We start from the raw sequence: 25703 nt of genomic DNA on the forward strand, positions 1-25703 counted from the left end.
ACATTCTCCTTTGAACAGGGATCCGGGCCCAGGGCCGGGCGCGGGCGTCCAGGCCACAGCCGGAGTCTAGTCCCGGCCGGTCCGCGGGTTAAGGGCCGTCCGCCCCTGCTTCCGGCGGGCAGCAGGGGCGGGCAGCTGCGGGCGCTGTCAGGTGTTCGTGGAATCATGGTCGGATGACCATTGCAGACGTTCCCGCCGGCGTTGCCGCCGCGGCGGACGCCTCCCTGCGGTGGCACCCGGGCGGGCCTTTCGACCTGATGCAGACCGTCGGGACGCTGTTGCGCGGGCACGGCGATCCGGCCATCCGCACCGCGCCGGACGGACTCTGGATGGCGTTCACCACGCCGTCGGGTCCCGCCACGCTCCGGCTGGTGGTGGCTTATGCGCCGGATTGTCCGCCGGCTAATCCCGCCGTCGAGGTCCAGGCCTGGGGGCCGGGTGCCGCCGACGCCGTCGATGCCGCCCCCCGGATGCTGGGACGCGACGACGACTGGTCCGCCTTTGACGAGCCCGCCTTCCACGCCACCCTCCCCCGGATGGTTGTGGAGGCCCGGCGCCGGAACCCCGCCGTGCGGCTGCCCGCCACGGGCCGCCTGATCGACTCCCTCGTGCCCACCATCCTGGAGCAGAAGGTCACCGTGATCGAGGCCCGGCGCGGCTACCGCTACCTGATGTACCGCTTCGGCACTCCGGCCCCCGGCGCCGGCACCGTTGCTCCGGCGAACCTGTTGGTGCAGCCCACGCCGGAACAGTGGCTGCGCATCCCGTCCTGGGAGTGGCACAAGGCCGGGGTGGGTCCGCAGCGTTCGGCGACCGTCATGCGGGCCCTGCGTTCCGCCGCCGCGCTGGAGCGGCTGGCCGCGCTCCCGGCCGCGGAGGCCTCCGCGAAGCTGCAGACCATCCCCGGCATCGGGGTGTGGACCGCGGCGGAAGTCGTGCAGCGCACGCACGGCTGCCCGGATTCGATCGCGGTGGGCGACTACCACCTGGCGGCGTACGTGGGGGCGGCGCTGACCGGCCGCCGGACGGACGACGCCGGGATGCTCCGGCTGCTGGCCCCGTGGGCCGGGCACCGGCAGCGCGTGGTCCGGATGCTCGGGCTCAGCGGCTTCCGCAAGCCGACCTTCGGCCCGCGGATGACCATCCAGGACCACCGCAGCCACTAGCCCACTCCTTAAAGCAACGCGGGGTCACCTACGGCCGGTCCGGAGCCCCGTTTTGGGCGCTAAGTGACCCCGCGTTGCTTGGGGGCGGGCGGGCGGGGCGGCGGCCTGGATTCGTCAGGCGCGGAGGAGGGGTCAGAGACGGCGGAGCCTTGTCCTCTTAATCCGGGCGATGACACCTGCGAAGCCCTCGGCCAGATCGTCGGCGTTGACTTTGAAGTACGCCCACCCGGCGCTGCGGAACGCCTCGTCCCGCCGGTTGTCGCGGGACTGCTGTTCCCGCGTCAGGTGGGGCGCCCCGACGTACTGGATGGCGATCCGGTACCGCCGGTAGCCCAGGTCGGCGGCCGGCGAGCGCCGGTCGTCCGGATCGAGCCGCACTTGCAGCTCCGGCTCCGGCAGGTGCGCCTCCAGCATCGCCAGCCGCAGGAAGGTTTCCGGAAAGGAGTCAGCTCCCACCCGCATCTCCTCCAACGCGAGCCTGGCCTTCTCCACACCCTTCATGTTGGGATGCTGGCGGATGAGCAGCCGCAGCCCTTCCTTCTCCGCATACGGTTCGGACCGCTGCTCGAGCCCCGGCCGGGGTATGCGGATGATCTGGTCGCCGAGGGCGATGAGGTAGTTCAGCGGCAGGACCGCGGCCAGATCCAGCCAGGTCCGTGGCGGTGCCGTCACGGGGATGCCGTCGACGTCGGTCAGCTCGCCCGGGATGCATCGCACGCGGTGGCCGATGACTCCGACCCGCCGGACCCGGGGCAGTTCATGCGGCTTGCTGAGGTGGATGCTGGCGCAGCCGCCCAGCCAGGGCGGCAGGCCCAGCAGGGTGAGGACCGCCGCGGTTTCGTGGGACACCCAGGCGCCGGGGGTGGCGGCGGCCAGCACACGGGCTCGTTCGGTGATCTCCAGGGACCGGCCGGCGGGCAGGTAGATGAGGCGGCCGCCGTCGGACAGGTCCTTCGCCCGCAGCCGTTTGGGCGGGACACCCAGCTGGCGGGACTCATAGACGGTGAACGGCGTCCGGGCGAGGCTTTCGGGGAGCGGCACAATGCGGACCATGCCCACCAGTGTGGCCGCCTCCCGGCCTCGGCGCAGAGGTTATCCACAGGTCCCGGGAAACACCGCAACGCGGGGTCACTCCCGGCCCATCCGGGGGTGCGCTATGGGCGCTACGTGACCCCGCGTTGCGGTTGGTTGCGGTCAGAGGCCCAGCCGGGACACTGCCTCCCGCCGCATGTCCACCTTGCGGATCTTGCCGGAGACGGTCATCGGGAAGTTCTCGCGGACGTCCACGTAGCGCGGGATCTTGTAGTGCGCCAGCTTCCCGCGGCAGAACTCGGCCAGGCTGCCGGCATCCAGCGGGGCGGCGCCGGGCTTGAGGATGACGCAGGCCATCAGCTCCTCGCCGTATTTGGCGTCCGGTACGCCGATGACCTGCACGTCCTGGATGTCCGGGTGCGTGTACAGGAACTCCTCGATTTCGCGGGGATAGACGTTCTCGCCGCCGCGGATCACCATGTCCTTGATCCGGCCCTCGATCACGATGTAGCCGTCCTCGTCCATCCGGGCCAGGTCCCCGGTGTGCATCCAGCCGTCGGCATCGATCGCCTCGGCGGTCTTGTCCGGCTGGTTCCAGTAGCCCTTCATGACGGAGTACCCGCGGGTGCACAGTTCGCCGATCTCGCCGCGCTGCATGACGTCACCGGTCACCGGGTCAACCACCTCGCTTTCCAGGTGCGGCATGGTCCGGCCCACGCTCTGGGTGCGCTGGTCCATGGTGTCCACGCTGCGGGTCATGGTGGACACCGGCGAGGTCTCCGTCATGCCGTAGCAGATGGCCACATCCGCCATGTTCATCTCCGAGATGACGCGGTTCATCACCTCGATGGGGCACAGCGAGCCGGCCATCACCCCGGTCCGCAGGGTGGACAAGTCGTAGGAGGCGAAATCCGGCAGCGCGAGTTCGGCGATGAACATGGTGGGCACCCCGTACAGCGACGTCCCGCCGAAGTCCTGCACGGCCTCCAGCGCCGCGGCGGGAGTGAACCCCCGGCCCGGGATGATGGTGGCGCTGCCGTGGCTGAGGGCCGCCAGGTTTCCGATCACCATGCCGAAGCAGTGGTAGAACGGCACCGGCAGCACCACCCGGTCGTGCTCGGTGTACTCCAGCAGCTCACCGATCGAGTAGCCGTTGTTCAGGATGTTGTAGTGCGAGAGGGTGGCCCCCTTGGGGAAGCCGGTGGTGCCGGAGGTGTACTGCAGGTTGATCGCGTCGTGGGGGTCCAGTTCGGCCATGCGCGCCTTCAGCGCGGAGTGGGCGACGTCGTCGGCCCGCTTGAGCAGCTCCGCGAAGGTCCGCTCCGCCGGGGTTTCGGGCACGCCGGCGGTGAGGCCGGGCAGCCCGGCGTCGGGCAGGAACACGAGTTCGCGCAGTTCCGGGCATCCGGCGAGCGCCTGCCGGGCCATGCCGGTGTAGTCGCTGTTGCGGTCCGACGGCGCCGCGACCAGCATCCGCATGCCGTTCTGCTTGACGACGAATTCCAGCTCATGGCTGCGGTACGCGGGATTGACGTTGACCAGGACCGCCCCGACCTTCGCCGTCGCGTACTGCAGGATGGTCCACTCGGCACAGTTCGGGCTCCAGATGCCGATCCGTTCACCCTTGGCCACGCCCAGCGCGAGCAGCGCGCGTGCCACGCGGTCGACGTCGTCGTTCAGCTTGGTGTAGCTCCAGCGCCGGGCCTCTTCCCCCGGCACCGCCGCAGCCTCGATCAGGGCGTCCTGGTAGGGGAACCTGGCCACGATCCGTTCGAAATTGTCGCCGATGGTTTCCTCGAGCAGCGGGACGTCAGTGTCCCCGGCTGTGTATGCAAGCATGGTGTGACGCTACCAACACTCGGCCGGCAAAAGAAGACTAAAGCTTGGATGTCCTACGAAATCTTCGGGACACAACGCCGTCGCCCGGTATTGTGAAATCCATGAGTGCACCCATTGACCTTCAGGCCATCTTCATCCCCAACGACGGCGAGTTCTTCCGCGTGAAGCTCGCGCTGGAGATCGCGATTGACGAGGTGGTCAACGAGCCCGGCTGCATCCGGTACGAGCTCACCGAGGCGACCGAGGACAAGCTGGTCCTGACCGAACGGTGGGCCTCGCAGGAGGACCTGGACAAGCACTCGAAGGGCACCGCCGTGCAGGACCTCAACGAATCCCTCAGCGCCCTGCTGGCCGAGCCGGTCAAGCTCGTAAAGCTCTAAGCGGCCCCAACAACAGACATAGCAACGCGGGGTCACTCCGCGCCCATTAATCCGAGGATTATGGGCGCGGAGTGACCCCGCGTTGCTGTTTGCCGGTGGGTTGCTGTCAGCCGGGATGGGGAGGCGCTTAGGCCTCCGGGATCTGGCTGCCGTCCTGCTTGCCGGCCGCGGCGGCAGCCTCGGCCTGGGACCGGGCAACGTGCGCGTGGACTTCCTCCATGTCGAGGGCCTTGACGGCGTCCACGACCTGCTCCAGCTGCTGGGCATTCAGCGCGCCCGGCTGGGAAAATACGAGTACCTTCTCGCGGAACGCCATCAGCGTCGGGATGGACGTGATGCCGGCCTCGGCGGCGAGCTGCTGCTCCGCCTCGGTGTCCACCTTGGAGAAGACGACGTCCTGGTGCTTCTCGGAAACTGCGGCGTAGGTGGGGCCGAACTGCTTGCACGGGCCGCACCATTCGGCCCAGAAATCAACGAGGACAATGTCATTGTCCTCGACGGTCGATGCGAACTGTTCACCTGTAATGTCGACGGTAGCCATGGGTCAACGGTACGCGAGCAGCCCCGGCTTGTCCCCTGCATTTCGCTGTTGGCACATCCATGTGACGGCCCTCCCGCGCACCCTGCCATCCGGCCCGGGGCCCTAGGACCCTAGCCCGCACAACGGCCACGGCCTACCATCGGCGCCATGCCCCCAGACCCGGGAAACACCGCCAGCCAGGCCATCATGGCCGACTCCCTGACCAAGAAGTTCGGCCGCCGCGAAGTGCTGCACGGCGTCAGCTTCGGCATCGAGAAGGGCTCGGTCTTTGGCGTGATCGGGCCCAACGGCGCGGGCAAAACGACCGTCATGAGGTGCCTCCTGGACATCATCCGGCCCACCGCCGGCACGTCGACGGTGCTCGGCGAGAACCCCCGGACCGCCGGCCCTGCGCTCCGCCGCCGGATCGGTTATCTGCCCGGCGAACTGTTCCTGGAGGGGCGGATCACCGGCCGCAAGCTGCTGTCCCATTACGCCGACATCAGCGGTCCCGTCCGGCCCGGCCGGGTCGACGCCCTGGCCGAACGGCTGGGCCTGGACCTGGACCGCCACACCCGCAAACTCTCCAAGGGCAACAAGCAGAAACTGGGGCTCGTCCAGGCCTTTATGCATGATCCCGAACTGCTCGTGCTGGACGAGCCAACGAGCGGACTGGACCCGCTCGTCCAGCAGGAATTCCTCACCATGGTCCGCGAGGCCCAGGCCAACGGGCAGACGGTCTTCCTCAGTTCCCATGTGCTCAGCGAAGTCCAGCAGGCCGCCGACACGGTCGCGATCCTCCGCGACGGCCGCATCATCACCGTCGCCACCGTGGACAGCCTGCGGGAAGGCGCGGTCCGGCACGTGCGGTTCACCGCCGCCGGGATTTCGGCGCCCGACGCCGGCGCGCTGCTGGCAGGGGTGCCCGGGATCGGGCACCTTGAGGTGCTGCCGGCGGGCGACGGCGTCGAGCTGTCCGCCACGCTGGGCGGCGCGATCCAGCCGCTGCTCCGGGTCCTGGCCACCCTCAGGCTCACCGAACTGGTGCTGGAGGAGCCGGACCTCGAGGAATCGGTCCTTGAGCTCTACGGCACCATCCGCGGCAACGGCAACGGCGTGGGGAACGGGAACGGGAACGGACGCCGCCGTCGGAAGGGACACGGCGCATGAGCAAACCGCTGCCGCTGTTCACCCGGGCGTTCGTGGACTCCTGGCGCTCCACGCTCGGTTGGGCTGCGGGGCTCGCCGCCGCGATCTTCATCTACCTGCCGCTCTACCCCTCGATCGGCGGAAGCCCCGAGATGCAGGGTGTGATGGATGCCTTCCCGCCGGAGATGATCAAGGCCCTCAACTACGACCAGATCACCTCGGGACCGGGCTACACCCAGGCCACCATGTTCGGGCTGATCGGCTTCCTGCTGATGACCATCGCCTCGGTGGCGTGGGGTGCGGCCGCGGTGGGCGGGGATGAGGAATCGGGCCAGCTCGAACTCACCCTGGCGCACGGCGTCACCCGCGAGCAGGTGGTCCTGGAGCGGGCGCTGGCCATCCTGGCGCGCGTGCTGCTGCTCGTGGCCCTCGTGTTTGTGCTGATCCGGCTGCTGATCGATTCCGCCCAGCTCAACATCGAACCGGAGAACCTTTTCGGCGCCTCCGTATTGTTCGCCGGCCTGACCATGCTCTCGGGCAGCACGGCGCTTTTTGCCGGCGCGGTGACGGGGCGGAAGACCTACGGGCTGGCCGCGGGCGCCGGCGTCGGGGTCCTGGGCTATGTGTTCAACGCGGTGGGCCGGCAAAGCACCGACGTCGGCTGGCTCCTGAACCTCTCGCCCTACAGCTGGGCGTACGGCAACAACCCGGTGGCCAACGGCGCGGACTGGGCGGCCGCCGGCTGGCTGTGGGGAATTTCGGCCGTTCTCGTGGCACTCAGCGCGGTGGCGCTGAGCCGGCGCGACGTCGGGACGTAGGCGCGGCCGGGCCTGAGCGGCCGGGCTCAGGCGCAGGCCGGCTCAGGCCCAGACGTGGGGCGCCGGACGCCGCGCGCCGGGGAGGGCATTGGTTTCGCGCCATTCGTGGATCCATGCGGGCAGTTCCAGGTCCGCCGGCGGCGCCCCGAACTCGCGGATGATCTCCTCCTGGCTGACGGGCTTGCCCTTGCAGACCAGGCGCGTGGCGATGAAGGCGCGGGCGTAGATTTCCCGGGCCACCACCATGCGCTGCTCGAAGTAGATGGCCTTCTCGTCGAGGCCGATGATCTTCGTTTCGATCGTGTACCGCTGCCACAATTGCAGCGACCGGCGGAAGGCGATGGTCTCCCCCGCCGCCACCGGGCTCCATCCCCGACGGCGCATGGCCTTCCAGGTTCCGCTGCGGGCCATCAGGTCGAACCGGCCCAGGTCCATCAGCGAGAAATACATGCCGTTGTTGACATGCATCGCGATGTCAATGTCGGTCGGCAGGACCTTCAGCGGCAGCGACGACGTGTCCCAGATGCTCAGCGGGGAGCGGCGGGAGGACGTGAACAGCAGGACAAGCGTGCGGAGGAGCAGATGCATGGGATCATGTTACCCGCGGGTAACAACACTGCCAAGGACCGAGACCGTGGCTTTGTGTCCGGGGCCACGGACCAGCCAGCAGTTGTTGGTCCCGATCACGCGCTGCTCCGCCGGGTCCGCATGCGGCAGCACCAGGGCCGTGTTCTCGTCGACAGCCACGGCCCTGTCGACCATGCCGTGCACGACGGCGGCGACCGCACGGCCCAGCGTGCCGGCCTGCGCGGCGTGGACGTCGACGGCGAACGGAACAAGGCCCAGCCCCTCGCGGAACTCCACCTCCCCGAGCCCCTCGGACGCTTCCTCGGGGCACACCTCGACGCCGCGGACCCGGTAGCCGCCGACAATCGCCCGCTCCGGCGCAATCATGGCACCGGCGGAGAAGCCCAGATAGGGGGCGCCCGCGGCGACCGCCTCGCGGATGGCCGCAGCGGCGGGCCGCAGTCCCTCGGCGTAGACGGGAGTGGGGCCACCGCCGACGACTATCGCGTCGACGCCGTCGAACGCCCCGGGGTCCACCGGCCCGTGGCGGCGGAGCAGGACCGTCGTCACCTCACTCGGCGTCCGGCGGTGCAGGGGGTCCAGATAGGCGGGGAGGAAGTATTCGGCGCTGCCTTCATGGTCGACCAGCACCACCGCGATCTGCGGCGGCCGGCTGCCCCCGGTGCGTTGCCGGGCCTCCGCCATGAACTGGTCGAAGATCACGGGAGTCGACACGGTATCCGGGCCGCCGCCGACCAGAAAGATGCTCATGGCTTCAAGGTACCCGGATCGCTGCCACGGGTGGGGCACAAATGCGTATTACGCTGTCCGGATGACGACAGACCTGACCGTTCGGGCCGCCGTGCCGGACGACGCGGCTGGCATTGCGCGGGTGCACATCCAGGCCTGGCGCGAGAGCTATGCCCACCTGCTGCCGGCCGGGTCCCTGGCGGCGCTGCAGCAAGGCCCGCGGGAGGCCAGATGGCGCGCCATCATCGCTGCCGCCACCTCGGATATCTGGGTGGCCTGCGCAGGGCCGGACATCGTCGGCTGGGCAAGCGCCGGAGCCGGCCGCGACGACGACGGCCCCCGGGCCCGGGAGCTGTCGGGCATCTACGTGCTCGCCAGCCACTATGGCTCCGGGGCGGGGCAGATGCTGCTGGACGCAGCACTGGGCGACGCCGGCGCCTACCTTTGGATTGCGGAGGAGAACCCCCGCGCCTTCGCCTTTTACCGGCGCAACGGCTTCACCCCCGACGGTGCCACCGCGGTGCATGAGCTGGCCGGAACACCGGTCCGGATCCTGAGGATGGTGCGCTGAGCCGTCCGCGGCGCGGTGCACCGGGCCGATCGGGCGCAGCGTCAGTCCGTGGCGATGAGTTCGGCTTCGAAGCCGATGTACGTCGGCCCCCGCCGCCAACAGCAGCGCGGGGTCACGTACGGCCCTTTCCGGGGTGGGCGCGGATTGACCCCGCGTTGGGTTGTCTCAGTAACCGTTGATTCAGTATCCGGTGGGCTCAGAACAGGATGCGCTGGAAGAGGATGTGGTCCCGCCAGCCCCCGGCAATGTGGAGGTAAGCCGGTGCCACACCGATTTCCGTGAACCCCGAGCGTGTGAGGATCTTCTGTGAGGCGGCATTGTGCTGGAGGGTCGCTGCCTGCAGCCGGTGCAGGCCCAGCTCGTCCCGCGCCGCGGCGACGGCGAAGGCGACCGCCGCGGAGCCGATCCCGCGCCCGTTGTAGTCCTGGTCCACCCAGTACCCGAGGTGGGCGCTGAGGAACGGCCCGCGGACGATGCCGCTGAGGGTCATCAGCCCCACAATCTGTTCCCCGTCGGTCAGCACCCATGGAACGTCGGACCCCGCGATGAACAAGGCCAGCTTGGACTGGACGCTCACCATCTGGCCGTCCACGGTAAAGAACTCCTCGGCCCGCAGCGGTTCCCACGGCGCTAGGTGTTCACGGTTGCGCAGGTAGGCGGCGCACATGGGTTCGGCGTCGGAGGCTCTCAGGACCCGGATCCGGACGCTGCCCGCCAGGGCCCGGCTGGTCCCGGTCATCCGGGAGCCCCGGGAAGCGCCTCAGTCTTCGTCATCGTCGTCGTCGTCCTCGCTCGAATCGGTCCCCCGGACAATCACGCTGGCGACACCGTTCAGGTCCATCAGGGGAAGGACCAGGTTGCGCAGCGGATGGCGGCCGAAGAACCGCACTTCCATCGAGACCATGGGCTTCTGCTCGTCGCCGGTCCTCCGGGTGCGCAGGATCGAGGAACTGAACCCCATGCTGGTGGCGATTTCGAGGATCTGCCGCAACACGCCCTGGCCGTCGGCATAATCGATGTGCATCACGCGGTTTCTGTCCACGGACGGAATTCGGCGGACCGCCGGGGCAATCACAAACAGTGTCACGAGGTGGAAGACCGTCAGCACGACGCCCAGGGAGACCATGCCGGCGCCGCAGGCCATGCCCACCGCGGCAGATACCCAGATGGTGGCGGCCGTGGTGAGGCCGCGGACCACGTCCCGGCCCTTGAAGATGACGCCTGCGCCCAGGAAGCCGATCCCGCTGACGATCTGGGCCGCGATGCGGGACGGGTCCAGGACGGCTCCGGGCTCCGTCACGAAGGCGAAGCCGTAAGCGGACACGAGCGTGAAGGCGCACGAGCCGAGTCCCACCAGCACATGGGTCCGGTAGCCAGCGCTCTTCTGCCGGACCTGCCGTTCAATGCCGACCAGCGAACACAGCACGAACGTCGCGAGCAGCAGCCCGGCTTCCACCAGGCTTGTGTCGGTGAAAAAAGGGAACATGCCGCCCACCTTCCTTGGCCCGTCAACCAGTGGCGGACCGGCCCGGGTCACTCACCCTAGTGCTGACTCTAGCAACGCGGGAGTCAGTCGTCGCCGGACTATTTTTCGGACCCGCCATCGGACCCGCCGTCGGGCTTCTCGTCCGCACCCTCAACCGGGCCCTCGACCGACCCGCCGTCGGACGTTTTGTCGGAGGCATCGACGCTGTACGGCGCCCGGGGCGCCCCGGAGTACAGCTCATCGAGGCGTTCGTTCAGGGCATGGGCGAGGATGTCGCGCTGGAGTGGGGGCAGCGCCATGGCGCCGTGGATGTAGGCCTCGACCTCGAACTGTCCGGCGTGCCCACCGAGGGTGAAGTACCTCAGCCACAGCTCTTCCATGCCCAAGTCGGCATGGCGCAGCGATTCGGCAAACCGCTGCCGCTGTTCGCTCTCCTCGTCGCCCAAGGCCATGCCGTCGTCCTGCGCTTAGTTTTCGAAGGGTCTGGCCGCAGCCAGCAGTTCTGCCGCGACCAGCGCCAGGGGCTTCCCTGTCTGCCGCGACAGCATCATCAGGTCCCGGAGCGCCACGTCATCATTGGTTCCGTTCCGGGCCATCAGCACGCCCCTGGCCATGCTGATCGTGTCCCGCTGCGCCAGGGATTCCTGCAGGCGGTCACTGAGCGTCCGGGCAGCCTCACGGGCGTGCGAGTGGATGACAAAGAGCGTGGCCTGTTCAGCAAAGAGCTCGGCCAAACGGACCGTGCCATTTCCGGCGAACCCTCCCCCGTCGGAGTAGACCTTCACTGCTCCCAGGGCCAGGCCGCCGGACAACAGGGGGCAGCTGACCGAGGACGAAATGCCCAGGGACACCGCGGCGGGGGCCCAGCGCTTCCAGCGCCGGTCCGAGGCCAGATCGTCGACCAGGACCGTTTCCCCGCTGGCCCAGGCCGTGATGCACGGGCCTTCCCCCAGCTCGTACTGGAGTGCGTCGGCTTCAGCCACGACGGCGTCGGAGGCGGCGGTCGTCTGCCGCAGGCCCGAACGGTTGATCAGGGATACTCCGGCGCCGATCGCGCCGGGTATCGCCACAGTGGCGGCGTCGGTGATCAGCCGCAGGGCGTGGGCCACCGTCTGTTCGGTCAGCAGCAGCTTGCTGGCCCGGGCGAAAACAGCGGTGATCTCGTCAGCCAGCGGCAGTTCCACGCTCATTTTCACCTCAGTGGTCCATACCGGCGGGACGCCAGCCGGCGCGCATCGCCGCAGGAGTCAAGCATACGGCGGGCCGGCCGGGGGCGCGTATATTCACTGTCCCCCGCACGGCGTAGTGTCGTCAGTAGTTACATCTTGGCTTGGGGGAATCCAGGCTTTGCTATTTGGGTTGCGGGCGATCAAGAGTCCGCCATCGCTGAGCCGGCGCGTCACGGACGTCCAGGCGTTCGTAGGATTGAGGCCGGCATGGTTTCCGGTACCGGCGCATCTCCAACACCCGAGCAACTGCAGGATCTCCTGCTGGAAAGTCCGGGATTCACCGAGTTTCTTTTGGGCCTGACCACCATCTCCGCGACCCGCCTCGGCGGTCCGGAGCCCATGCTGTGTGCCATCACGGTGGAACGGGACGGGGCCCCGGCCACTGTCGCCAGCAGCGGCGAGGACGCGAAACGGCTGGACGAGAAGCAATACGCGTTCGACGACGGCCCTTGCCTGACTGCCCTCCGGCACGGAACCACCGTCCTGGTTCCTGACGTGGGGGCCGACGACCGCTGGGAGCACTACGCCTCTGCGGTTTCCGGCGAGGGCATCCGGTCGGTGCTGGCCGTGCCGATCGCCACGGACCCTGGCTCCGCCGCGGCCCTGAACTGCTACGCCCGCACCAGCGGCGTTTTTGACAGCGACACAGTCGCGGAAGTGGAGCGCCACGCCGCGTCCATCTCCCGGATACTAAGGCTGGCACTCAAGGTCCATCCCCCGGAGATCTACCCGGAGCACCTCCGGTCCGCCTTAAAATCCCGCGCCGTTGTTGACGCCGCCGTAGCGCTCATCATGGTTCAGAACAGATGCAGCAGGGAGCAGTCCCTGGAGCTGCTCCATCTCGCCGCCAGGGCAAACGACACGAAGCTGCACACCATTGCCGCGGACATCCTGCAAGGCGCATCCCTACCCCCGGCGTATCCCCCGCAATAGGATGGGAGAAAGCCGTCCGCTTCGTCAGCGCGCGGCCGGGAATTTGGGGGCAGCTATGCGTTACAACCATGCCGATTCGTCGACGGCGCACAACGTCAGAGGCGGCGCCGGCACGCTGCTGGAACTTCTGCTGGAGAGCACCCGGGACGGGTCCGGCGTCGAAAGTTTCCTGGCCGAACTGGCCGGCCTGGCTGCGGAGGAACTCTCGCACCCGGGACGCGAGGTGTCCTGCGGCATCACCGTCGACCGGCGGAGGCAGGCTTCCCTGGAGGCGGGCAGCACCGGCGGGGAATACGGCAGCACGCTGCGGATCCCTCTGGTTCTCGACGGTGACAGCTCCGCCGTCGTCACCTTCTATTCGCCGCGGACGCAGGCATTCTCCGACGACGATTCGGAGCGGGCTCATCGGTCTGCCGCCGAAGCCGCGCCGGCCCTCCTGCTGGCCCTGCGGATCGCGCAGCTCAGCGAATCCCGGGACGACCTGGCCGCCGCCATGCAGTCGAGGACCATCATCGACCTGGCGATCGGGGCAATCATGGCCCAGAACCGGTGCGGGAGGGAAGCCGCCTTCAAGATCCTCCGGAATACGTCCAACAACAGGAACATGAAAATCCGCGACGTCGCGGCCGCCGTCGTGTCCTCCATCGCCGGAGATACCGACATGACGGCACGGTTCGAGGAGTGATGACCCGCGGAGCCCGGGAGGACCCGGTGGAGGATCCCTACGATCTGCAACGGTTCGTCACGGCCCAGGACTCGGGCGGCACGTACCGTCACGCCCTCGACGAACTCCGCGCGGGCTCCAAGCGCAGCCACTGGATGTGGTTTGTGTTCCCGCAGATCGCCGGACTCGGGCAGAGCCCGACCGCGCGACGGTACGCCGTGGCGTCGCTCGATGAGGCGAAGGCCTATCTGCAACACCCGGTGGTGGGTCCACGGCTGGTCGAGTGCGCCGCGGCCGTCGCCGGTCTCGAAGGGCGCACCGCGAGGCAGATCTTCGGCGGCACCGACGAGCGGAAGCTGCACTCCTCAATGACCCTGTTCCTCCGTGCGGACCCCCGGCAGAGCATCTTCCAGGAGGTCCTGGCGAAGTACTTTGACGCCATGCCCGATGCGGCCACCGACAAGCTCCTCGGCCGGGATTAGGGCGCCGCGTCCATGATCAGCATTGGCTCCATCGTCATCCCATCACGACGGCGGAGGTACCGCGCCGTACGACTTCGGGATCGCGTAAGGGTTGACCGGCCGGTCCTCGTCCAGGGACGACGGCTCTCTCGTGGCATAAGTCCGCGCAGTTTTCAGGTCGCGCGAGCGCCGGTACAGTCCGACGCCGACAGATCCGAGTCCGCCTGCCAGCAGCGCCAGTCCCAGGACAAAAAGACCCGTCGCGCCCGCATCGGCACTGCCGGTGACCACCTGGAAAAATGGCGTCGGCAGGACGAAAATCGTCGCAGCCAGGGCGAGGCTCCCGGCAGCGACGTGCCATGTTCCCTTGGACTTCATGGTTCCCCCTCCATTGTGTGTATCAGGGTTCAGTAAAGCTGTTCCGCGGCCGATCTGGAAGAGACTCCCCTGCGATCCCCGCGTTAAGCAGGCAGGGTATCGACGCGCGGCGGGACGCGGAGGAGGATTAAGGGGCACCCACGATGAGGAGGTCAGTGATGTGCTACCAGTACAACAGGGAGTTCCGGCGGGACATCAAGAAGGATGATTCCAAGGACACCGGTGTACGCCCGGAGCCCCGGGTGGACGAGCCAGGCTTCAAGTTCTGGGCTTTCCCCCGCCGCAGCCGGGAATTCACCGTCGAGGAGCCGGCCACGACTGACCGGACCCGCGAGAAGGTCTAGCCGGAAATCCACGGAAGGCCCCTCCACAAGGGGCCTTCCGCTCCGTCAGGCCCCCTCCGTGCGGGCGTTCCGAAGAACGTGCGGGAGACTGGAAGTCCCCACTACGAAGGCAGGACCGCATTGATCAATCTCCAGCAGGACGCCGAAGGCTTCATCCGCATGAAGAGGCACTTCCCCGGCAGTACCGTCATTTCCGTGACTTTTAATGATGGCTCCTCGGAGGAGTTCACCGGCCAGCAGCTCAACACCCTCTATGACGAGGCCCTGGCCGTGTACCGGGCAGAGAACCACCTGGACGCGAAGGGATACTCCCGGGCACCGAAGAGGACCATCCAGCCCGCCAACGCGATCGAGTTCGTCGCCGTGCGCCCCGGCATGGCCAAATAGCTTCCTGAAAACCTGTTGACTTCGCAGAACGGGCGGAATATTCTACAACCAAATGGTTGTAGATGAGCTCCGGGATGCTGACCTTGACCGCCTGTTCCAGGCGTTCGCCGATGCCACCCGCCGGGACATTGTCACCCGCGTGACGGCCGGCGAGTATTCGGTCTCCGGGCTGGCGGAGCACTACGCCATGAGTTTCGCCGCCGTACAGAAGCACGTGGCGGTTTTGGAGCGCGCTTCCCTCGTGACGAAGGAAAAGCGCGGACGGGAGCAGATCGTGCGGGCCCACCACTACGGCCTGCAACGAGCTCGACGGCTGCTCGATGAGTACGAGACGATCTGGCGGCAGCGGGCCGACCGGATCGCAGACATTCTCGCAGAGGGATAGGAAGAGAGTTCAGTCATGACGGTCATCAGTTCGCACACGAATGCCGAAGCCCTGACCTTCACCGTCGTCGCCGAGTTCGATGCCGGCGTCGAGCGTGTCTGGCAGGTCTGGGAAGACCCGCGCAAGCTCGAACGCTGGTGGGGCCCGCCCACCTGGCCCGCGACCTTCGCCAGCCACGACTTTGTGTCCGGCGGAAAGGCCAGCTATTACATGACCGGGCCCGAAGGCGAGAAGAGCTGGGGATGGTGGCGGTTCACTGCCATCGAGGCGCCACACCGGCTGGAATTCGACGACGGTTTCGCCGATGAGAACGGCGACCCGGTCCTGGCGATGGGCACGGGCCACGCCGTCATGGAGCTGGAGGCAATCGGCAACCGCACACGCATGACGATGGTGTCGACGTTCGACTCCGCGGATGCGCTCGAGAAGGTCCTCGCCATGGGTATGGAAGAGGGCATGAGGGAGGCCCTCGCCCAGATCGACGCCATCCTCGCCGAGTCAAAGGTCAGCTGACGGGAGTCTTTCCGGGGCCGAGCCCAGACCCGCAAGGCAACACCCCCGCGGATGCCTTCCCAGGCAGCCGCGGGGGTGCTCTATCCGTGTCAAGCGGCCGCCGGCACTAGCCGCCGAGGATCTTCGCCTTCTGTACCCCGAACTCCTGTTCCGTGAGAATCCCCTGCTCCTTCAGAGCCGCGAGCTCTTTGAGCTGCTGGATGGCCTCGTTGGAGATTCCGCCTGCGGCAGCCGGGGGCGGAGCGGGTTGCTCGTACACCGGTTGCTGCTGCTGGCTCATCTGCGCGTCGTAGGCCTCCTGCTGCTTGGCCGCGGTAGCGGCGTCCTTTTCGGCGAACTTCGAAGCCTGCCGGCGCTGGACGCGGCCGCTGACCGCTGATGCCGTCCCGGCGACGACCGCCGTCCGTGCCATACCCCTAAGCAGTCCCATAATTTTTCTCCTCTCGCATCGGGTCTTGTGTGTCAGGCCACGGGCGGCTTGGCGTCGAGGGCTTCGAGGGCTGCCATCACGTCCGGAGCAGGGATCCGCGTGCTCGCAACGAGCTCGCCCCCGCCGTCGCGAACGGCCGCAACGAATGGTGCCGCCCAGATGTTCTCGTAGACAATCAGCGCGGCGACGCTCCCTGGGAGGATCGCGTCTGTTGCCTCGGCGATTTCCTCCTCGCCGAGAAGACCGGTCTGCGCGCCATCGAAGTACGAGAAGGACTCCGCGGGACCGCCTGGATCGGTGAGCTCAAGCACCTCGACTGTGCCGTCCTCGTTCTTCATGACGACGAGGAGATCAAAGAGCCGGATCACACGCTGCTCCACGAGCCTTATCAGCTCTTCACTCGCCCGTCCGGTCAGTCCTGCCATGGGGAACTCGAGGAGCACAAAGTCGACCGGCCCGTGGGCCTCAGTCTCCGGTGTGGTTGTCACTGGCTTTCCTCCGTTCTGATTGGCGCGCCCGGTCCGGCACGCTCGTCTAAGTGTGGTCGTCACCGGCCGGGGCGTCGCCACCCGCACGGGGTGATCCCGGCGGCGGGTTGCCGGCAGCGTGGTTGTCCCGCTTAGGGTCCTACATGCCACTAAAGCGTCCGCGGCGGGGCCGCCACATCATCCCTTTCGGGTGAGCCTCAGCGAACGCGCTGGACGCCCGGTGCAAGGCAAGAGTGCGACGCTTCTCCGCTCCCCCGCGGTGGGCTGTAAGCTCATTCGAGGTTGAGCGCCCACCGTGGAATCGGGATGACCCGGCTATTCTGACGAGTAGGTCCGCGGCGGGTGTTCCCCCTCAACGTTGGAGGACGTATGACAAGCACGGAACACCCATCCCCCAGCAGCCTCCGGGGCCCCAATGCCCCGGAATGGGCGCGGCTCGAGGACCTGTCCAGGACCCGCCTGCTGGACACACCTTCCGAGGAGCGCTTCGACCGGATCACGCGGCTGGCGCAGAGCCTTTTCGGGGTCAGCGCAGCCAGCGTGTCGCTGATCGCCGAGAACCGCCAGTACCTGAAATCCTTCGTAGGTCCGCTGTCCCGCGAATCGGACCGGAGTGAAGCGTTCTGCGCCGAGACGCTCAAGTCCTCCGAAACCTTGATCGTGGAGAACGCCCTCACCGACGAACGTTTCCGGCACAACCCGCTCGTGACGGGTGACCCCCACATCAAGTTCTACGCGGGCCACCCCCTCACCGGGCCCGGTGGCACGCACGTGGGGACGTTCTGCATCATCGACCAGTCGCCCCGGTCCTTCGGTGCGGAACAGCAAAGGATCCTTGAGGACCTCACCCAGATCATCCAGCGTGAGATGAACCTGTCATGGGACATCGACCAGGGCGCCCGCACGCAACGGGCCCTCCTGCCGGTCACTCCACCGGCCCCAGCCGGCTACTCTCTGGGAGTCTGCTTCTATCCCGCCTTCGGCCTCAGCGGGGACTTCTACGACCTCGGCACCACCGGGTCCGGACACTTCCGCATGACCGTCGGCGACGCGATGGGCAAGGGTGTCGGTCCCGGGCTCGTGGCGGGGGCGGCGCGTTCCGCCTTCGCGGACGCCGGCTGGGACGCGGACCCGTCCCGCCTCCTCCGGGATGTATCGGACCGCCTCGACGGGACCCTGGCGCGCGCCGGGTCCTTCGCCTCGGTCTTCCACGCCGTCATCGACCCGGCCACCGGCACCGGCCTCTATGCGGACGCCGGACAGGGACTGACCCACATCCTGCGCGCCGACAGCACCGTCGAGCGGCTGCCCCCCACCGGACCACCCCTGGGGCTGGTCCCCGGCGCGACGTGGAACCAGCGCCCCTTCGCACTCTCGCCCGGAGACGCCGTCCTGATTCCGACCGACGGCCTCCTTGACCTCCACGGCGGCGACCTCGGCCTGCTCGCCGCCGCCATGACGGAGAGCCTGACGCAGGACGGTGCGGACGCGGCCGTGAGGACATTGTGCGACCGGCGGGGAAAATCCGTTGTCCTGGACGACATCACGGCCGTCCTCTTCCAGCGCGGTCCCGGAGGGATCTATGCTCCGACGGCGGTCCAGCGCCGCTCCGCGCCGGGCCGGCGTCCCGCCGGAACTTTCACCCAAAAAGGATCGGTAGGATTCATGGGGACAAGAGCTGGGGAAGTCTAGGCATAGGGGATTCAGTGGCGGCGACGGCAACACAGGAATCCGTTGTGACGGGTGTGGACGAGCAGCCAGGGCTGCGGCACCAGATGCCGTCCCTCTTGACCGGTGTGGACGAGCTGACACCGCTGTGGAAACAACTGCCGTTCGTGGTGTTCTTTATCGTCGCCGCGGCCATGAGCAGTGCGATCGCGACGCTGACGGTCAGCGACTGGATGGCTCTGGCAGCCGGGGCGGTTCTGATGGCGTCCGCCACCGGCCTGGCCGCACTGGCAATCCGGCCGGAGCTGGCACGTTTTGCCATCATTGTGCCCTTCCTGGATTTCCTCGCGGCCGGAGCCCTGCGGCACGGCACAGGCGAAAGCCACTCCATCTACGCCTCGATTGTCCTGCTGCCGGTGCTCTGGCTCGCCGCAATGGAAGGCCGCCGCCACGTGGCCTACGCGGCGATGGGCGCGACGGTGGCAATCATGGTCCCGTTTGCACTCGGGTCGAGCATCGACGCGAACCCCAATGAGGTCTTCCGCGGGCTGTTCAGCACGATGATCTTCGTCCTGGGAGCCCTTGTGGTCAACGAGTTGGCGCGCCGGGCACGGCGCCGTCTCCACACCGCCCACGAGCAAGCCGCCGCGGCCACTGCCGAACTCAGCCGGGCCGCCGAGATCCAACGCTTCCTGCTCCCCAAGAACGCCGCTCCCCTCCCCGGCTACCAGACAGCCGGCGCCTGCATTCCCTCCACCGCCGTGGGAGGGGACTTCTTTGACTGGTACCTCATCGAAGAGGGCCTCGGGTTCACCCTCGGCGACGTCATGGGCAAGGGCGCCGGGGCCGGCATGATCGCTGCCACGACGCGGGCTGTCATCCGCAGCGCCCGAAACAACGGTGACCCCGCCGCTGCCCTGGCGCTGACGCAGGACTGCCTGGCGACCGACCTGAGCCAGGCGGGCTCCTTCGCGACACTCTTCCACGCCCGGCTCAGGGCCTCGGACGGGCGGATCCTGTTCTCGGACGCCGGCCACGGCCTGACCCTGGTCGTCCGGGCGGCCGGCACCTGGGAGAGGCTCACCTCCGACAACTTCCCGGTCGGCCTGCTCCCCGGCACCCGCTGGGAATCGTTGGAGACACGGCTCGGCCCCGGGGACATGATTGTCAGCTTCAGTGACGGTGTCCTGGACCTCTATGACGGAACACTCGCCGCGGTTGACGAGATCGGAAAGCTCGCCGCCTCCGCGGGGTCCGCGGAGGAGCTCGTGGCCGCCGTCCGCCGTCGGGCCCAGGGAACCGCCAACCCCGACGACGTCACCATCCTTGCCGTCCGGCGGGAGACCCGGTGAGGCCCTTCTGGGTCCGGCTCGTTGTCGTACTGACGGTGCTGACCGGGGTCAACTACGTTGCCTGGCGCTGGCTGGCGTCGCTGAACTGGGACGCCTGGTGGATCGCGGTGCCGCTTGTCATCGCCGAAACGTACAGCCTGATCGATGTGATGCTTTTCGGAATGACGGTCTGGCGGCTCAAGACCCGCACACCGCCGTCGCCGGCGCCCGCGGACGCCACTGTCGACGTCTTCATTACGACGTACAACGAGCCGCTGGACATGGTGATGACGACGGCGCTGGCAGCCAAGAAGATCCGGCATCCGCACAGCACCTGGATCCTCGACGACGGCGACCGGCCGGAACTCCGGGACCTGGCCGCCGCGCACGGGCTGGGGTACGTGACACGCAGTGCGGCGTGGAGCGGGATGCCCCGGCACGCCAAAGCCGGGAACCTGAACAATGCGCTGATGATGACGGCCGGCGAGTTCCTGCTCATCCTGGACGCGGACCAGATCCCCGAACCGGACATCCTGGACAACACCCTGGGCTACTTCAACAACCGCAGGGTCGCCCTCGTCCAGACGCCCCAGTACTTCAGCAACGTCCCGGCGGACGATCCCCTGGGCAGCCAGGCGCCGCTGTTCTACGGTCCGATCCAGCAGGGCAAGGACGGCTGGAATGCCGCCTTCTTCTGCGGCTCCAACGCCGTCCTCCGGCGCGAGGCCCTGATGCAGCTGGGGCTGGTTGGCTACGTCAAGGAAACGGAAAAGAGCATCCGGCGCGCCCTCAGCGCCTCCCAGGCCGCCATCCGCAAGGCACGCAAAGCGGCCTCCAGCGAATCCGTCCTCCTGCAGCAGACCCTCGACGAAGTCGAAGCCGCAACCCAGGAGGCACGCCGCCAGCTCGACGCCGGCGGGTCCCTCAGCGAGATCACCTACCGGGCGCGCCGGCGGGTGGACCAGACGGTCCAGTCGCTGGTGCTGGCCGATGTGTCCGCCCTGCAGGCCGATCTGGAGGAGATCGCGGCGATGTCCCCGGTGGAGGTCGGAGAAGCAGGCGTGCCGGTGGTGACCGACGACGCCGTGCAGCGGATGGCCGCCCGCGACTGGTCCCCGCTCGGGGCCATCGAGTCTGTGCAGGCGGTGCTGGACGCATTGTCGGTGGAACGGACCGACGAGGCCCAGCCGGTCATGCCGCTGGCCACCATCTCGGTGACAGAGGACATGGCCACCGCCATGCGGCTCCACGCCATGGGATGGCAGAGCGTGTACCACCACGAGGTCCTGGCCTACGGGCTGGCACCGGAGGACATCGGCACCATGCTGACCCAGCGGCTCCGCTGGGCCCAGGGCACCATGCAGGTCTTCCTGCGGGAAAACCCCATGGTCCAGCGCGGGCTCAAGCTCGGCCAGCGGCTTATGTACTTCGCGACCATGTGGACCTACCTCAGCGGCTTCGCCGCCGTCGTCTACTTCGCCGCCCCGATCGTCTACCTGCTCTTCGGCATCCTGCCCGTCACCAGCCTCAGCGCGGACTTCTTCCTGAGATTCATCCCGTTCATGGTGGTGAACCAGGTCCTGTTTGCCATTGCCGGGAAGGGCATCCCCACGTGGCGGGGCCAGCAGTACAGCCTCGCTCTGTTTCCGACCTGGATCAAGGCGTGCACGACGGCGGCCCGGAACGTCTGGCTGGGACGCCCCCTCGGCTTCGCCGTCACCCCCAAGGACCGGCAGTCCGGCGGACCGCGGTGGAGCCTGATCCGGCCGCAGATTGCCGTGTCCGTCCTGCTGGTCATCGCTGCGGTTGTGGGGATTGGGCGGCTCGCCGCCGGAATGTCCGAACCGATCGGCACCCTCGTCAACGTACTCTGGGTGGTGTTTGACCTCGTCGTCATGAGCATCCTGGTCCGGGCCGTCCTGTACCGCGGCTACCCGGCCAGCGATGCCGGCGACGGGACCGACAGCACCACCGAGCCATCCAAAGAAAGGGCCATCCGTGGACCTGAGCTATGAAGTGAAAGACAGCTACGCCGAGATAACGGCCGCCGGCCGGCTCAACATGGTGTCGGCGCCGAAACTGCGGGAAATGGTGGCGGAAGTTGTCGCGGCGGGTACCTCCCGGATCGTGATCAACCTGGAAGAGACGGCCTTTATGGACTCCTCCGGCCTCGGAGCCCTCATCGGCTGCCTCAAGGCCGCCCGGCAGGCCGGCGGCGACCTGCGGATCGCGGCAGTCCAGCCCCAGGTCCAGATGGTCCTGGGCCTGACCAGCATGGACAAAGTCCTGACGTCGTACCCCTCCGCGGCCCAGGCGTTCGGCGATGACTGACGTTCTCGCCCGGCGGACGCTGCGCCAGGCGGCACTCCCGGAAGCCATCGAGGCCGTGCACACCGAGCTGGACGGTCTGTGGGATGACGCGTCCTTTGTCCCGGACATGGACCGCATGACGTTCGCCACGGCCGTCATCGAAGCTGCCAGCAACGTGGTGCAGCATGCCGTTCCCGAATCCAGGAACCCGGTGGAACTCGGTGTCGACATCAGCGTCACGCCCATCAGGCTGGAGGCCCGGGTCAGCGCCTTCGGCGCAGCCTGCCCCGACCCCATCGACACCGACCCCGCGATGCCCGACGGCGAGGCGGAGTCGGGGCGCGGCCTCGCCCTCATCCGCGCCCTCGTCACCACCGTGACGTTCAAGCGCCAGGACGGGACGAACACCTGGATCCTCTCAAGGTCCCCGCTGCACGACTGAGCGGAATCCTTGGGCAATCCTCGGGAGGTCCTGCGCCTTTTTGGTCCCCGCGGCCGGACGGACGTGGCGGACACTGGAAGTTACGGCTTCCGGTGGGGGCCGGGTACCGTCACGACGCCCCGCCGTTCCCGGCGTCCGGCCCAGGAGTTCCGATGAAGCCGATAAGAAGCCTGGCCTGCGTCCTGGCGCTGGTGGTCCTGAGCCTGTCGCTGGCAGCAGTCCCCGCGCAGGCCGCCTCCGCGTCCCTGAGCCTCAGTCCGGCCCAGGGCCCGGCGGGAACCACGGTCACCGTCACCGGGACCGGATACCCCAAAAAGACCTCCGGGACCCTCACGGCGGGCACCAGCTCCGCCGCGTTCAAGGTGAGCGCCTCCGGATACTTCACGGCCGCCGTCGTCATCCCGCAGACCACCCAGCCGGTTCTCGACGTCCAGGCCGCCGCCGGGACCGTCACGGCGTCGGCGGCCTTCACAGTCGTCGCCCCGGTAACCAACCCTGCGGCGCCGCCACCGGCCATCAGCAGCGCGGCGCTGCGCTTCGGCGTCGGCACCCCGGGCGGACCGCTGGCGTCGGCGGAACTGGACCAGGCCGCGTCCCTCGCCGGCGAGGTGCCGTCCGTCATTCTGTCCTACAAGGATTTCAACCAGGCCCCGCCCGTCCCGGAGCTCGACGCCGCCCGTAGCCGTGGCGCCACGACCCTGCTGACGTGGGAGCCGTGGGCCTGGGGCGGCGGAACCGAACAGCCCGCCTACGCCCTCGACCGCGTTACCGCCGGTGACTTCGACCCCTACCTGAGGCAGTGGGGCACGGCCCTGGCGTCCTGGGGGCACCCGGTGATGCTGCGCTTCGGGCACGAGATGAACGGCAACTGGTACCCGTGGTCCGAGGGCGCCAACGGCAACGGACCCGGTGATTACGCGGCGGCGTGGCGGCACGTCCACGACGTCGTCACTGCCACCGGCGCCACCAACATCACCTGGGTCTGGAACCCCAACGTCCCCTACTGGGGGTCAACGCCGCTCGACGGCCTCTACCCCGGCCCCGGGTACGTGGACGCGGTGGCCCTCGACGGGTACAACTGGGGCACTTCGGCGGCGTGGAGCAGCTGGATCTCCCCGACGGAGCTCTTCGGCCCGGGCCTCGCCGAACTGCGGCGGCTTGCGCCCGGCAAACAGGTGCTCATCGCGGAAACCTCGTCCGCGGAACAAGGCGGATCCAAGGCGGACTGGAACACGGGGCTGATCAGCTACCTCGCGGCGCAGGCCGACGTCACGGCCGTGGTCTGGTTCAACTTCAACAAGGAAACAGATTGGCGGATCAACAGCAGCACCAGCTCCGCCACAGCGCTGGCCGCTGCCCTGGCCGCGCGCCGCCAGTAGCCGGCGGCCACCGCCGGCGGGACGCTCTGCACCTTCCGCTACGCATGCGGATCTATAGCCCCTGGCGCGGGTCTCCCGTTTCCGCGGCCCCCGAGTCGGGACGCGCAGCACGTTCCGCTACACTTTCGGACGCGCGCTACGTGGATCCGACGTGCCGCCGTCCGAATCCGCGCCCCGCGTCCGAAGCAGGCGCGGAAACTGGTCCTGGCGTCCACCGCCGGCGGGACGCTCTGCACCTTCCGCTACGCATTCGGACGCGCGCTACGCGGATCCGGCGTGCCGCCATCCGAATCCGCGCCCCGCGTCTGAAACAGGCGCGGAAACTGGGTCCTGGCGGGCGCTCCGGTCTGAGGCGGGAAAAGAAAAAGCCTCCGGAACCTGGTGGTTCCGGAGGCTCTTCCAAGGGTGGCAGATGAGGGATTCGAACCCCCGTAGGCGTTGCCAGCTGATTTACAGTCAGCCCCCTTTGGCCGCTCGGGTAATCTGCCGAACTTCAAAAGAAGATCACTCGCGGCCTCCATCGTCAGAACGCCTGTTTCCAGTCCGTTCCGCTTCCAGTAACCGCGGGCAAGACAACTTTACAGAACTTCTGCCGAAGAATCGAATCGGCGCTTTTAGGCCCAAAAAAGCCCGGGAAATCAGGCTTCTCCCAGGATGCGGCCGGCGAGTTTTGATTCAAACCTTGCCGCCTGCTCCTCCGTGATCTGGTTCAGCTGGACGGCGCGGGCCAGATCGGCGTGGACGCCGTCCAGCCTCGACGAGGCGTCCGCAGCCGGGCTGAAGATGATCGAGGCCGCCAGCGTCGCGGCCGCCACCGAGGTCGCGGCGGCGGCGATACCGCCGACGGCTGCTGCCGTGGAGCGGATGACGGACCGGCCGGCGTTGTTCTGCATGAGCTGTACCTTTCGAGCGACTCTTCCAACTCCTGCAACTCTGCCGCCCGAAACTTCGTTCCCGCCCTGACTCAGCTTTGAGCGGACTGTGAACGGGACTGTGAAGGCGACAACGTCCCGCCGGCCTTCACATCAGGGGCATCCGTACTAGGCTGGATTGCAGACACAAAGGCCCCTCACCGGGCCCCCCCAACCACCAGGAGGACAGTCATGGCAGGCGAATCCACATTCGACGTCGTCAGCAAGGTCGACAAGCAGGAGGTCGCCAACGCGCTGCACCAGGCGCAGAAGGAACTGGTCCAGCGCTACGACTTCAAGGGCGTCGGCGCCGAGGTCGATTTCAGCGACGAGAAGATCCTGATGAAGGCCAACTCCGAAGAGCGTGTGCTCGCGGTCCTGGACGTGCTGCAGTCCAAGCTCATCCGCCGCGGCATTTCCCTGAAGTCCCTCGACGCGGGCGAGCCGTACCCGTCCGGCAAGGAGTTCCGGCTCGAGGCCACCATCAAGGAGGGCATCGCGCAGGACCTCGCGAAGAAGATTAACAAGCTCATCCGTGACGAGGGACCCAAGTCCGTCAAGTCGCAGATCCAGGGCGACGAACTCCGCGTGACCTCGAAGTCCCGCGACGACCTGCAGGAGACCATGAACCTGCTGAAGGGCTTCGACGAGGCCGACCTGCAGTTCGTGAACTTCCGCAGCTAGAAGCACCTCCTCGCGGCGCAAATGTCCTGACGCTGCGCCAAGGTCCTGGCGATGCGCTCAGGTCCTGACGATGCGCTAAGGTCCTGACGATGCGCTAATTTTCTCAGGCTGCGCTAAGGGGCTCTCGCACCGGTTATACCCGCGTCGACAGCCCTTTGGCGCGTCATGGAACCAGTTGCGCGTCGCGCAGCCGGGTCCCGAGTCACCCGCGACGCCGAAACCGGGCATCTCGCATCCCGCGGACCCCTGGCCCCTGGGCCCCCAGATCCAGAGGTCCCCCGGGGCCGCCCGCGCTCCAGGGGCACATTGGCGCGGACACGCCGCCAACTGGGGCGCCGCCGTCGAAATCCGTGCCCAAAGTGCCCCCCGGACGGATGCACCCCGGCCCGCGCGGACACGCCCGCACACAGCAAAGCCGCCAGCCTGGCACCAGGTACCCACCCTCGCCCCCAAGCGCCAGCCGCGGCACAACAGCCCCTCGGTTCGCG

General features: G+C 67.8%; 32 protein-coding genes and 1 tRNA gene. 19 read left to right on the forward strand and 14 right to left on the reverse strand.

Annotated elements, in window-relative coordinates; all coding sequences use genetic code 11:
- Nucleotides 1–173 precede the first annotated feature (173 nt).
- Nucleotides 174–1166: a DNA-3-methyladenine glycosylase family protein gene (locus ABIC21_RS01240; protein ID WP_354348603.1), complete on the forward strand. Its 993-nt coding sequence runs from the start codon at nucleotides 174–176 to the stop codon at nucleotides 1164–1166.
- Nucleotides 1167–1298: 132 nt separating this feature from the next.
- Here the strand turns inward: ABIC21_RS01240 and ABIC21_RS01245 are convergent, their stop codons facing one another.
- Both ABIC21_RS01245 and ABIC21_RS01250 read right to left on the reverse strand, forming a co-directional pair.
- Nucleotides 1299–2219, reverse strand: coding sequence for a putative endonuclease domain-containing protein (locus ABIC21_RS01245; protein WP_354348604.1), 921 nt, complete (start codon nucleotides 2217–2219; stop codon nucleotides 1299–1301).
- 141 nt (nucleotides 2220–2360) lie between these two features.
- Entirely contained in the window at nucleotides 2361–4037 is a 1677-nt protein-coding gene (locus ABIC21_RS01250; protein WP_354348605.1) for an AMP-binding protein, read from the reverse strand.
- Between the two features lie 101 nt (nucleotides 4038–4138).
- Between ABIC21_RS01250 and ABIC21_RS01255 the strand changes: the two genes are divergently transcribed.
- Nucleotides 4139–4417, forward strand: a complete 279-nt coding sequence (locus ABIC21_RS01255) for a putative quinol monooxygenase (RefSeq protein ID WP_354348606.1) — start codon at nucleotides 4139–4141, stop codon at nucleotides 4415–4417.
- 127 nt (nucleotides 4418–4544) lie between these two features.
- Here ABIC21_RS01255 and trxA read toward each other — a convergent pair whose 3' ends face one another.
- Complete coding sequence (gene trxA, locus ABIC21_RS01260; protein WP_224047339.1) at nucleotides 4545–4958, reverse strand: thioredoxin; 414 nt, start codon at nucleotides 4956–4958, stop codon at nucleotides 4545–4547.
- Between the two features lie 147 nt (nucleotides 4959–5105).
- On the opposite strand from trxA, the gene ABIC21_RS01265 reads away from it, so the two are divergent.
- Complete coding sequence (locus ABIC21_RS01265; protein ID WP_354348607.1) at nucleotides 5106–6107, forward strand: ABC transporter ATP-binding protein; 1002 nt, start codon at nucleotides 5106–5108, stop codon at nucleotides 6105–6107.
- Nucleotides 6104–6904: an ABC transporter permease subunit gene (locus tag ABIC21_RS01270; protein ID WP_354348608.1), complete on the forward strand. Its 801-nt coding sequence runs from the start codon at nucleotides 6104–6106 to the stop codon at nucleotides 6902–6904. Before ABIC21_RS01265 ends, ABIC21_RS01270 begins: the two co-directional genes overlap by 4 nt.
- A gap of 42 nt (nucleotides 6905–6946) precedes the next feature.
- Here the strand turns inward: ABIC21_RS01270 and ABIC21_RS01275 are convergent, their stop codons facing one another.
- Nucleotides 6947–7492 carry an acyl-CoA thioesterase gene (locus ABIC21_RS01275; protein WP_354348609.1) on the reverse strand — a complete coding sequence of 182 codons (546 nt, stop codon included), beginning with the start codon at nucleotides 7490–7492 and terminating at the stop codon, nucleotides 6947–6949.
- Nucleotides 7493–7501: 9 nt separating this feature from the next.
- The gene (locus ABIC21_RS01280) at nucleotides 7502–8242 is read right to left on the reverse strand and encodes a Type 1 glutamine amidotransferase-like domain-containing protein (RefSeq protein ID WP_354348610.1); all 741 of its coding nucleotides are present in this window, start codon (nucleotides 8240–8242) and stop codon (nucleotides 7502–7504) included.
- 61 nt (nucleotides 8243–8303) lie between these two features.
- Here ABIC21_RS01280 and ABIC21_RS01285 point away from each other — a divergent pair, with 61 nt between their 5' ends.
- Nucleotides 8304–8792 (forward strand): GNAT family N-acetyltransferase, encoded by a 489-nt coding sequence (locus ABIC21_RS01285; RefSeq protein ID WP_354348611.1) that lies wholly within the window; start codon nucleotides 8304–8306, stop codon nucleotides 8790–8792.
- Nucleotides 8793–8988: 196 nt separating this feature from the next.
- Here the strand turns inward: ABIC21_RS01285 and ABIC21_RS01290 are convergent, their stop codons facing one another.
- From ABIC21_RS01290 to ABIC21_RS01305, 4 genes are all read right to left on the reverse strand, one after another.
- Nucleotides 8989–9531, reverse strand: coding sequence for a GNAT family N-acetyltransferase (locus tag ABIC21_RS01290; protein WP_354348612.1), 543 nt, complete (start codon nucleotides 9529–9531; stop codon nucleotides 8989–8991).
- 21 nt (nucleotides 9532–9552) lie between these two features.
- Nucleotides 9553–10278: an MgtC/SapB family protein gene (locus ABIC21_RS01295; protein WP_354348613.1), complete on the reverse strand. Its 726-nt coding sequence runs from the start codon at nucleotides 10276–10278 to the stop codon at nucleotides 9553–9555.
- Nucleotides 10279–10376: 98 nt separating this feature from the next.
- Nucleotides 10377–10730: a hypothetical protein gene (locus ABIC21_RS01300; protein WP_354348614.1), complete on the reverse strand. Its 354-nt coding sequence runs from the start codon at nucleotides 10728–10730 to the stop codon at nucleotides 10377–10379.
- 15 nt (nucleotides 10731–10745) lie between these two features.
- Nucleotides 10746–11468: a GAF and ANTAR domain-containing protein gene (locus ABIC21_RS01305; protein WP_354348615.1), complete on the reverse strand. Its 723-nt coding sequence runs from the start codon at nucleotides 11466–11468 to the stop codon at nucleotides 10746–10748.
- A gap of 246 nt (nucleotides 11469–11714) precedes the next feature.
- Between ABIC21_RS01305 and ABIC21_RS01310 the strand changes: the two genes are divergently transcribed.
- The 3 genes from ABIC21_RS01310 to ABIC21_RS01320 are packed head-to-tail and all read left to right on the forward strand — an operon-like array spanning nucleotide 11715 to nucleotide 13586.
- Nucleotides 11715–12440 carry a GAF and ANTAR domain-containing protein gene (locus ABIC21_RS01310; protein ID WP_354348616.1) on the forward strand — a complete coding sequence of 242 codons (726 nt, stop codon included), beginning with the start codon at nucleotides 11715–11717 and terminating at the stop codon, nucleotides 12438–12440.
- Between the two features lie 55 nt (nucleotides 12441–12495).
- Complete coding sequence (locus ABIC21_RS01315; RefSeq protein WP_354348617.1) at nucleotides 12496–13125, forward strand: ANTAR domain-containing protein; 630 nt, start codon at nucleotides 12496–12498, stop codon at nucleotides 13123–13125.
- Entirely contained in the window at nucleotides 13125–13586 is a 462-nt protein-coding gene (locus ABIC21_RS01320) for a DUF1810 domain-containing protein (protein ID WP_354348618.1), read from the forward strand. The genes ABIC21_RS01315 and ABIC21_RS01320 overlap by 1 nt, the downstream gene beginning before the upstream one ends.
- Nucleotides 13587–13628: 42 nt before the next feature.
- Here ABIC21_RS01320 and ABIC21_RS01325 read toward each other — a convergent pair whose 3' ends face one another.
- The gene (locus tag ABIC21_RS01325) at nucleotides 13629–13943 is read right to left on the reverse strand and encodes a hypothetical protein (RefSeq protein ID WP_354348619.1); all 315 of its coding nucleotides are present in this window, start codon (nucleotides 13941–13943) and stop codon (nucleotides 13629–13631) included.
- A 143-nt stretch (nucleotides 13944–14086) separates the two neighbouring features.
- Here ABIC21_RS01325 and ABIC21_RS01330 point away from each other — a divergent pair, with 143 nt between their 5' ends.
- From ABIC21_RS01330 to ABIC21_RS01345, 4 genes are all read left to right on the forward strand, one after another.
- Nucleotides 14087–14287, forward strand: a complete 201-nt coding sequence (locus tag ABIC21_RS01330; protein WP_354348620.1) for a hypothetical protein — start codon at nucleotides 14087–14089, stop codon at nucleotides 14285–14287.
- A gap of 120 nt (nucleotides 14288–14407) precedes the next feature.
- Nucleotides 14408–14674: a hypothetical protein gene (locus ABIC21_RS01335; protein WP_354348621.1), complete on the forward strand. Its 267-nt coding sequence runs from the start codon at nucleotides 14408–14410 to the stop codon at nucleotides 14672–14674.
- A gap of 52 nt (nucleotides 14675–14726) precedes the next feature.
- Nucleotides 14727–15059 carry an ArsR/SmtB family transcription factor gene (locus ABIC21_RS01340; protein WP_354348622.1) on the forward strand — a complete coding sequence of 111 codons (333 nt, stop codon included), beginning with the start codon at nucleotides 14727–14729 and terminating at the stop codon, nucleotides 15057–15059.
- 15 nt (nucleotides 15060–15074) lie between these two features.
- A complete protein-coding gene (locus tag ABIC21_RS01345) occupies nucleotides 15075–15572 on the forward strand; it encodes an SRPBCC family protein (RefSeq protein ID WP_354348623.1) in 498 nt (165 codons plus the stop codon).
- Nucleotides 15573–15678: 106 nt separating this feature from the next.
- Here ABIC21_RS01345 and ABIC21_RS01350 read toward each other — a convergent pair whose 3' ends face one another.
- Together ABIC21_RS01350 and ABIC21_RS01355 are read right to left on the reverse strand one after the other, a co-directional pair.
- Nucleotides 15679–16002, reverse strand: a complete 324-nt coding sequence (locus ABIC21_RS01350) for an SHOCT domain-containing protein (protein WP_354348624.1) — start codon at nucleotides 16000–16002, stop codon at nucleotides 15679–15681.
- A 32-nt stretch (nucleotides 16003–16034) separates the two neighbouring features.
- Nucleotides 16035–16490: a DUF6325 family protein gene (locus tag ABIC21_RS01355; RefSeq protein ID WP_354348625.1), complete on the reverse strand. Its 456-nt coding sequence runs from the start codon at nucleotides 16488–16490 to the stop codon at nucleotides 16035–16037.
- A gap of 369 nt (nucleotides 16491–16859) precedes the next feature.
- On the opposite strand from ABIC21_RS01355, the gene ABIC21_RS01360 reads away from it, so the two are divergent.
- The 6 genes from ABIC21_RS01360 (at nucleotide 16860) to ABIC21_RS01385 (ending at nucleotide 23620) form a co-directional block, all read left to right on the forward strand.
- Complete coding sequence (locus ABIC21_RS01360; protein ID WP_354348626.1) at nucleotides 16860–18182, forward strand: PP2C family protein-serine/threonine phosphatase; 1323 nt, start codon at nucleotides 16860–16862, stop codon at nucleotides 18180–18182.
- A gap of 44 nt (nucleotides 18183–18226) precedes the next feature.
- The gene (locus ABIC21_RS01365; protein ID WP_354348627.1) at nucleotides 18227–19510 is read left to right on the forward strand and encodes a PP2C family protein-serine/threonine phosphatase; all 1284 of its coding nucleotides are present in this window, start codon (nucleotides 18227–18229) and stop codon (nucleotides 19508–19510) included.
- Nucleotides 19507–21504 carry a glycosyltransferase family 2 protein gene (locus ABIC21_RS01370; RefSeq protein WP_354348628.1) on the forward strand — a complete coding sequence of 666 codons (1998 nt, stop codon included), beginning with the start codon at nucleotides 19507–19509 and terminating at the stop codon, nucleotides 21502–21504. The genes ABIC21_RS01365 and ABIC21_RS01370 overlap by 4 nt, the downstream gene beginning before the upstream one ends.
- Nucleotides 21488–21820: an STAS domain-containing protein gene (locus ABIC21_RS01375; protein WP_354348629.1), complete on the forward strand. Its 333-nt coding sequence runs from the start codon at nucleotides 21488–21490 to the stop codon at nucleotides 21818–21820. The genes ABIC21_RS01370 and ABIC21_RS01375 overlap by 17 nt, the downstream gene beginning before the upstream one ends.
- Entirely contained in the window at nucleotides 21813–22241 is a 429-nt protein-coding gene (locus ABIC21_RS01380; RefSeq protein WP_354348630.1) for an ATP-binding protein, read from the forward strand. Before ABIC21_RS01375 ends, ABIC21_RS01380 begins: the two co-directional genes overlap by 8 nt.
- Before the next feature lie 152 nt (nucleotides 22242–22393).
- Nucleotides 22394–23620: a glycoside hydrolase family 26 protein gene (locus ABIC21_RS01385; RefSeq protein ID WP_354348631.1), complete on the forward strand. Its 1227-nt coding sequence runs from the start codon at nucleotides 22394–22396 to the stop codon at nucleotides 23618–23620.
- 406 nt (nucleotides 23621–24026) lie between these two features.
- Here the strand turns inward: ABIC21_RS01385 and ABIC21_RS01390 are convergent.
- Together ABIC21_RS01390 and ABIC21_RS01395 are read right to left on the reverse strand one after the other, a co-directional pair.
- A tRNA-Tyr gene (locus ABIC21_RS01390) sits at nucleotides 24027–24108 on the reverse strand.
- 150 nt (nucleotides 24109–24258) lie between these two features.
- Nucleotides 24259–24513: a hypothetical protein gene (locus tag ABIC21_RS01395; RefSeq protein WP_354348632.1), complete on the reverse strand. Its 255-nt coding sequence runs from the start codon at nucleotides 24511–24513 to the stop codon at nucleotides 24259–24261.
- Between the two features lie 210 nt (nucleotides 24514–24723).
- Here ABIC21_RS01395 and ABIC21_RS01400 point away from each other — a divergent pair, with 210 nt between their 5' ends.
- On the forward strand, nucleotides 24724–25215 hold the full coding sequence (locus ABIC21_RS01400; protein ID WP_354348633.1) for a YajQ family cyclic di-GMP-binding protein: 492 nt from the start codon (nucleotides 24724–24726) through the stop codon (nucleotides 25213–25215).
- Nucleotides 25216–25703: the final 488 nt, after the last annotated feature.

The sequence above is a fragment of the Pseudarthrobacter sp. PvP090 genome (genome assembly GCF_040547365.1).
Lineage (GTDB): Bacteria > Actinomycetota > Actinomycetes > Actinomycetales > Micrococcaceae > Arthrobacter.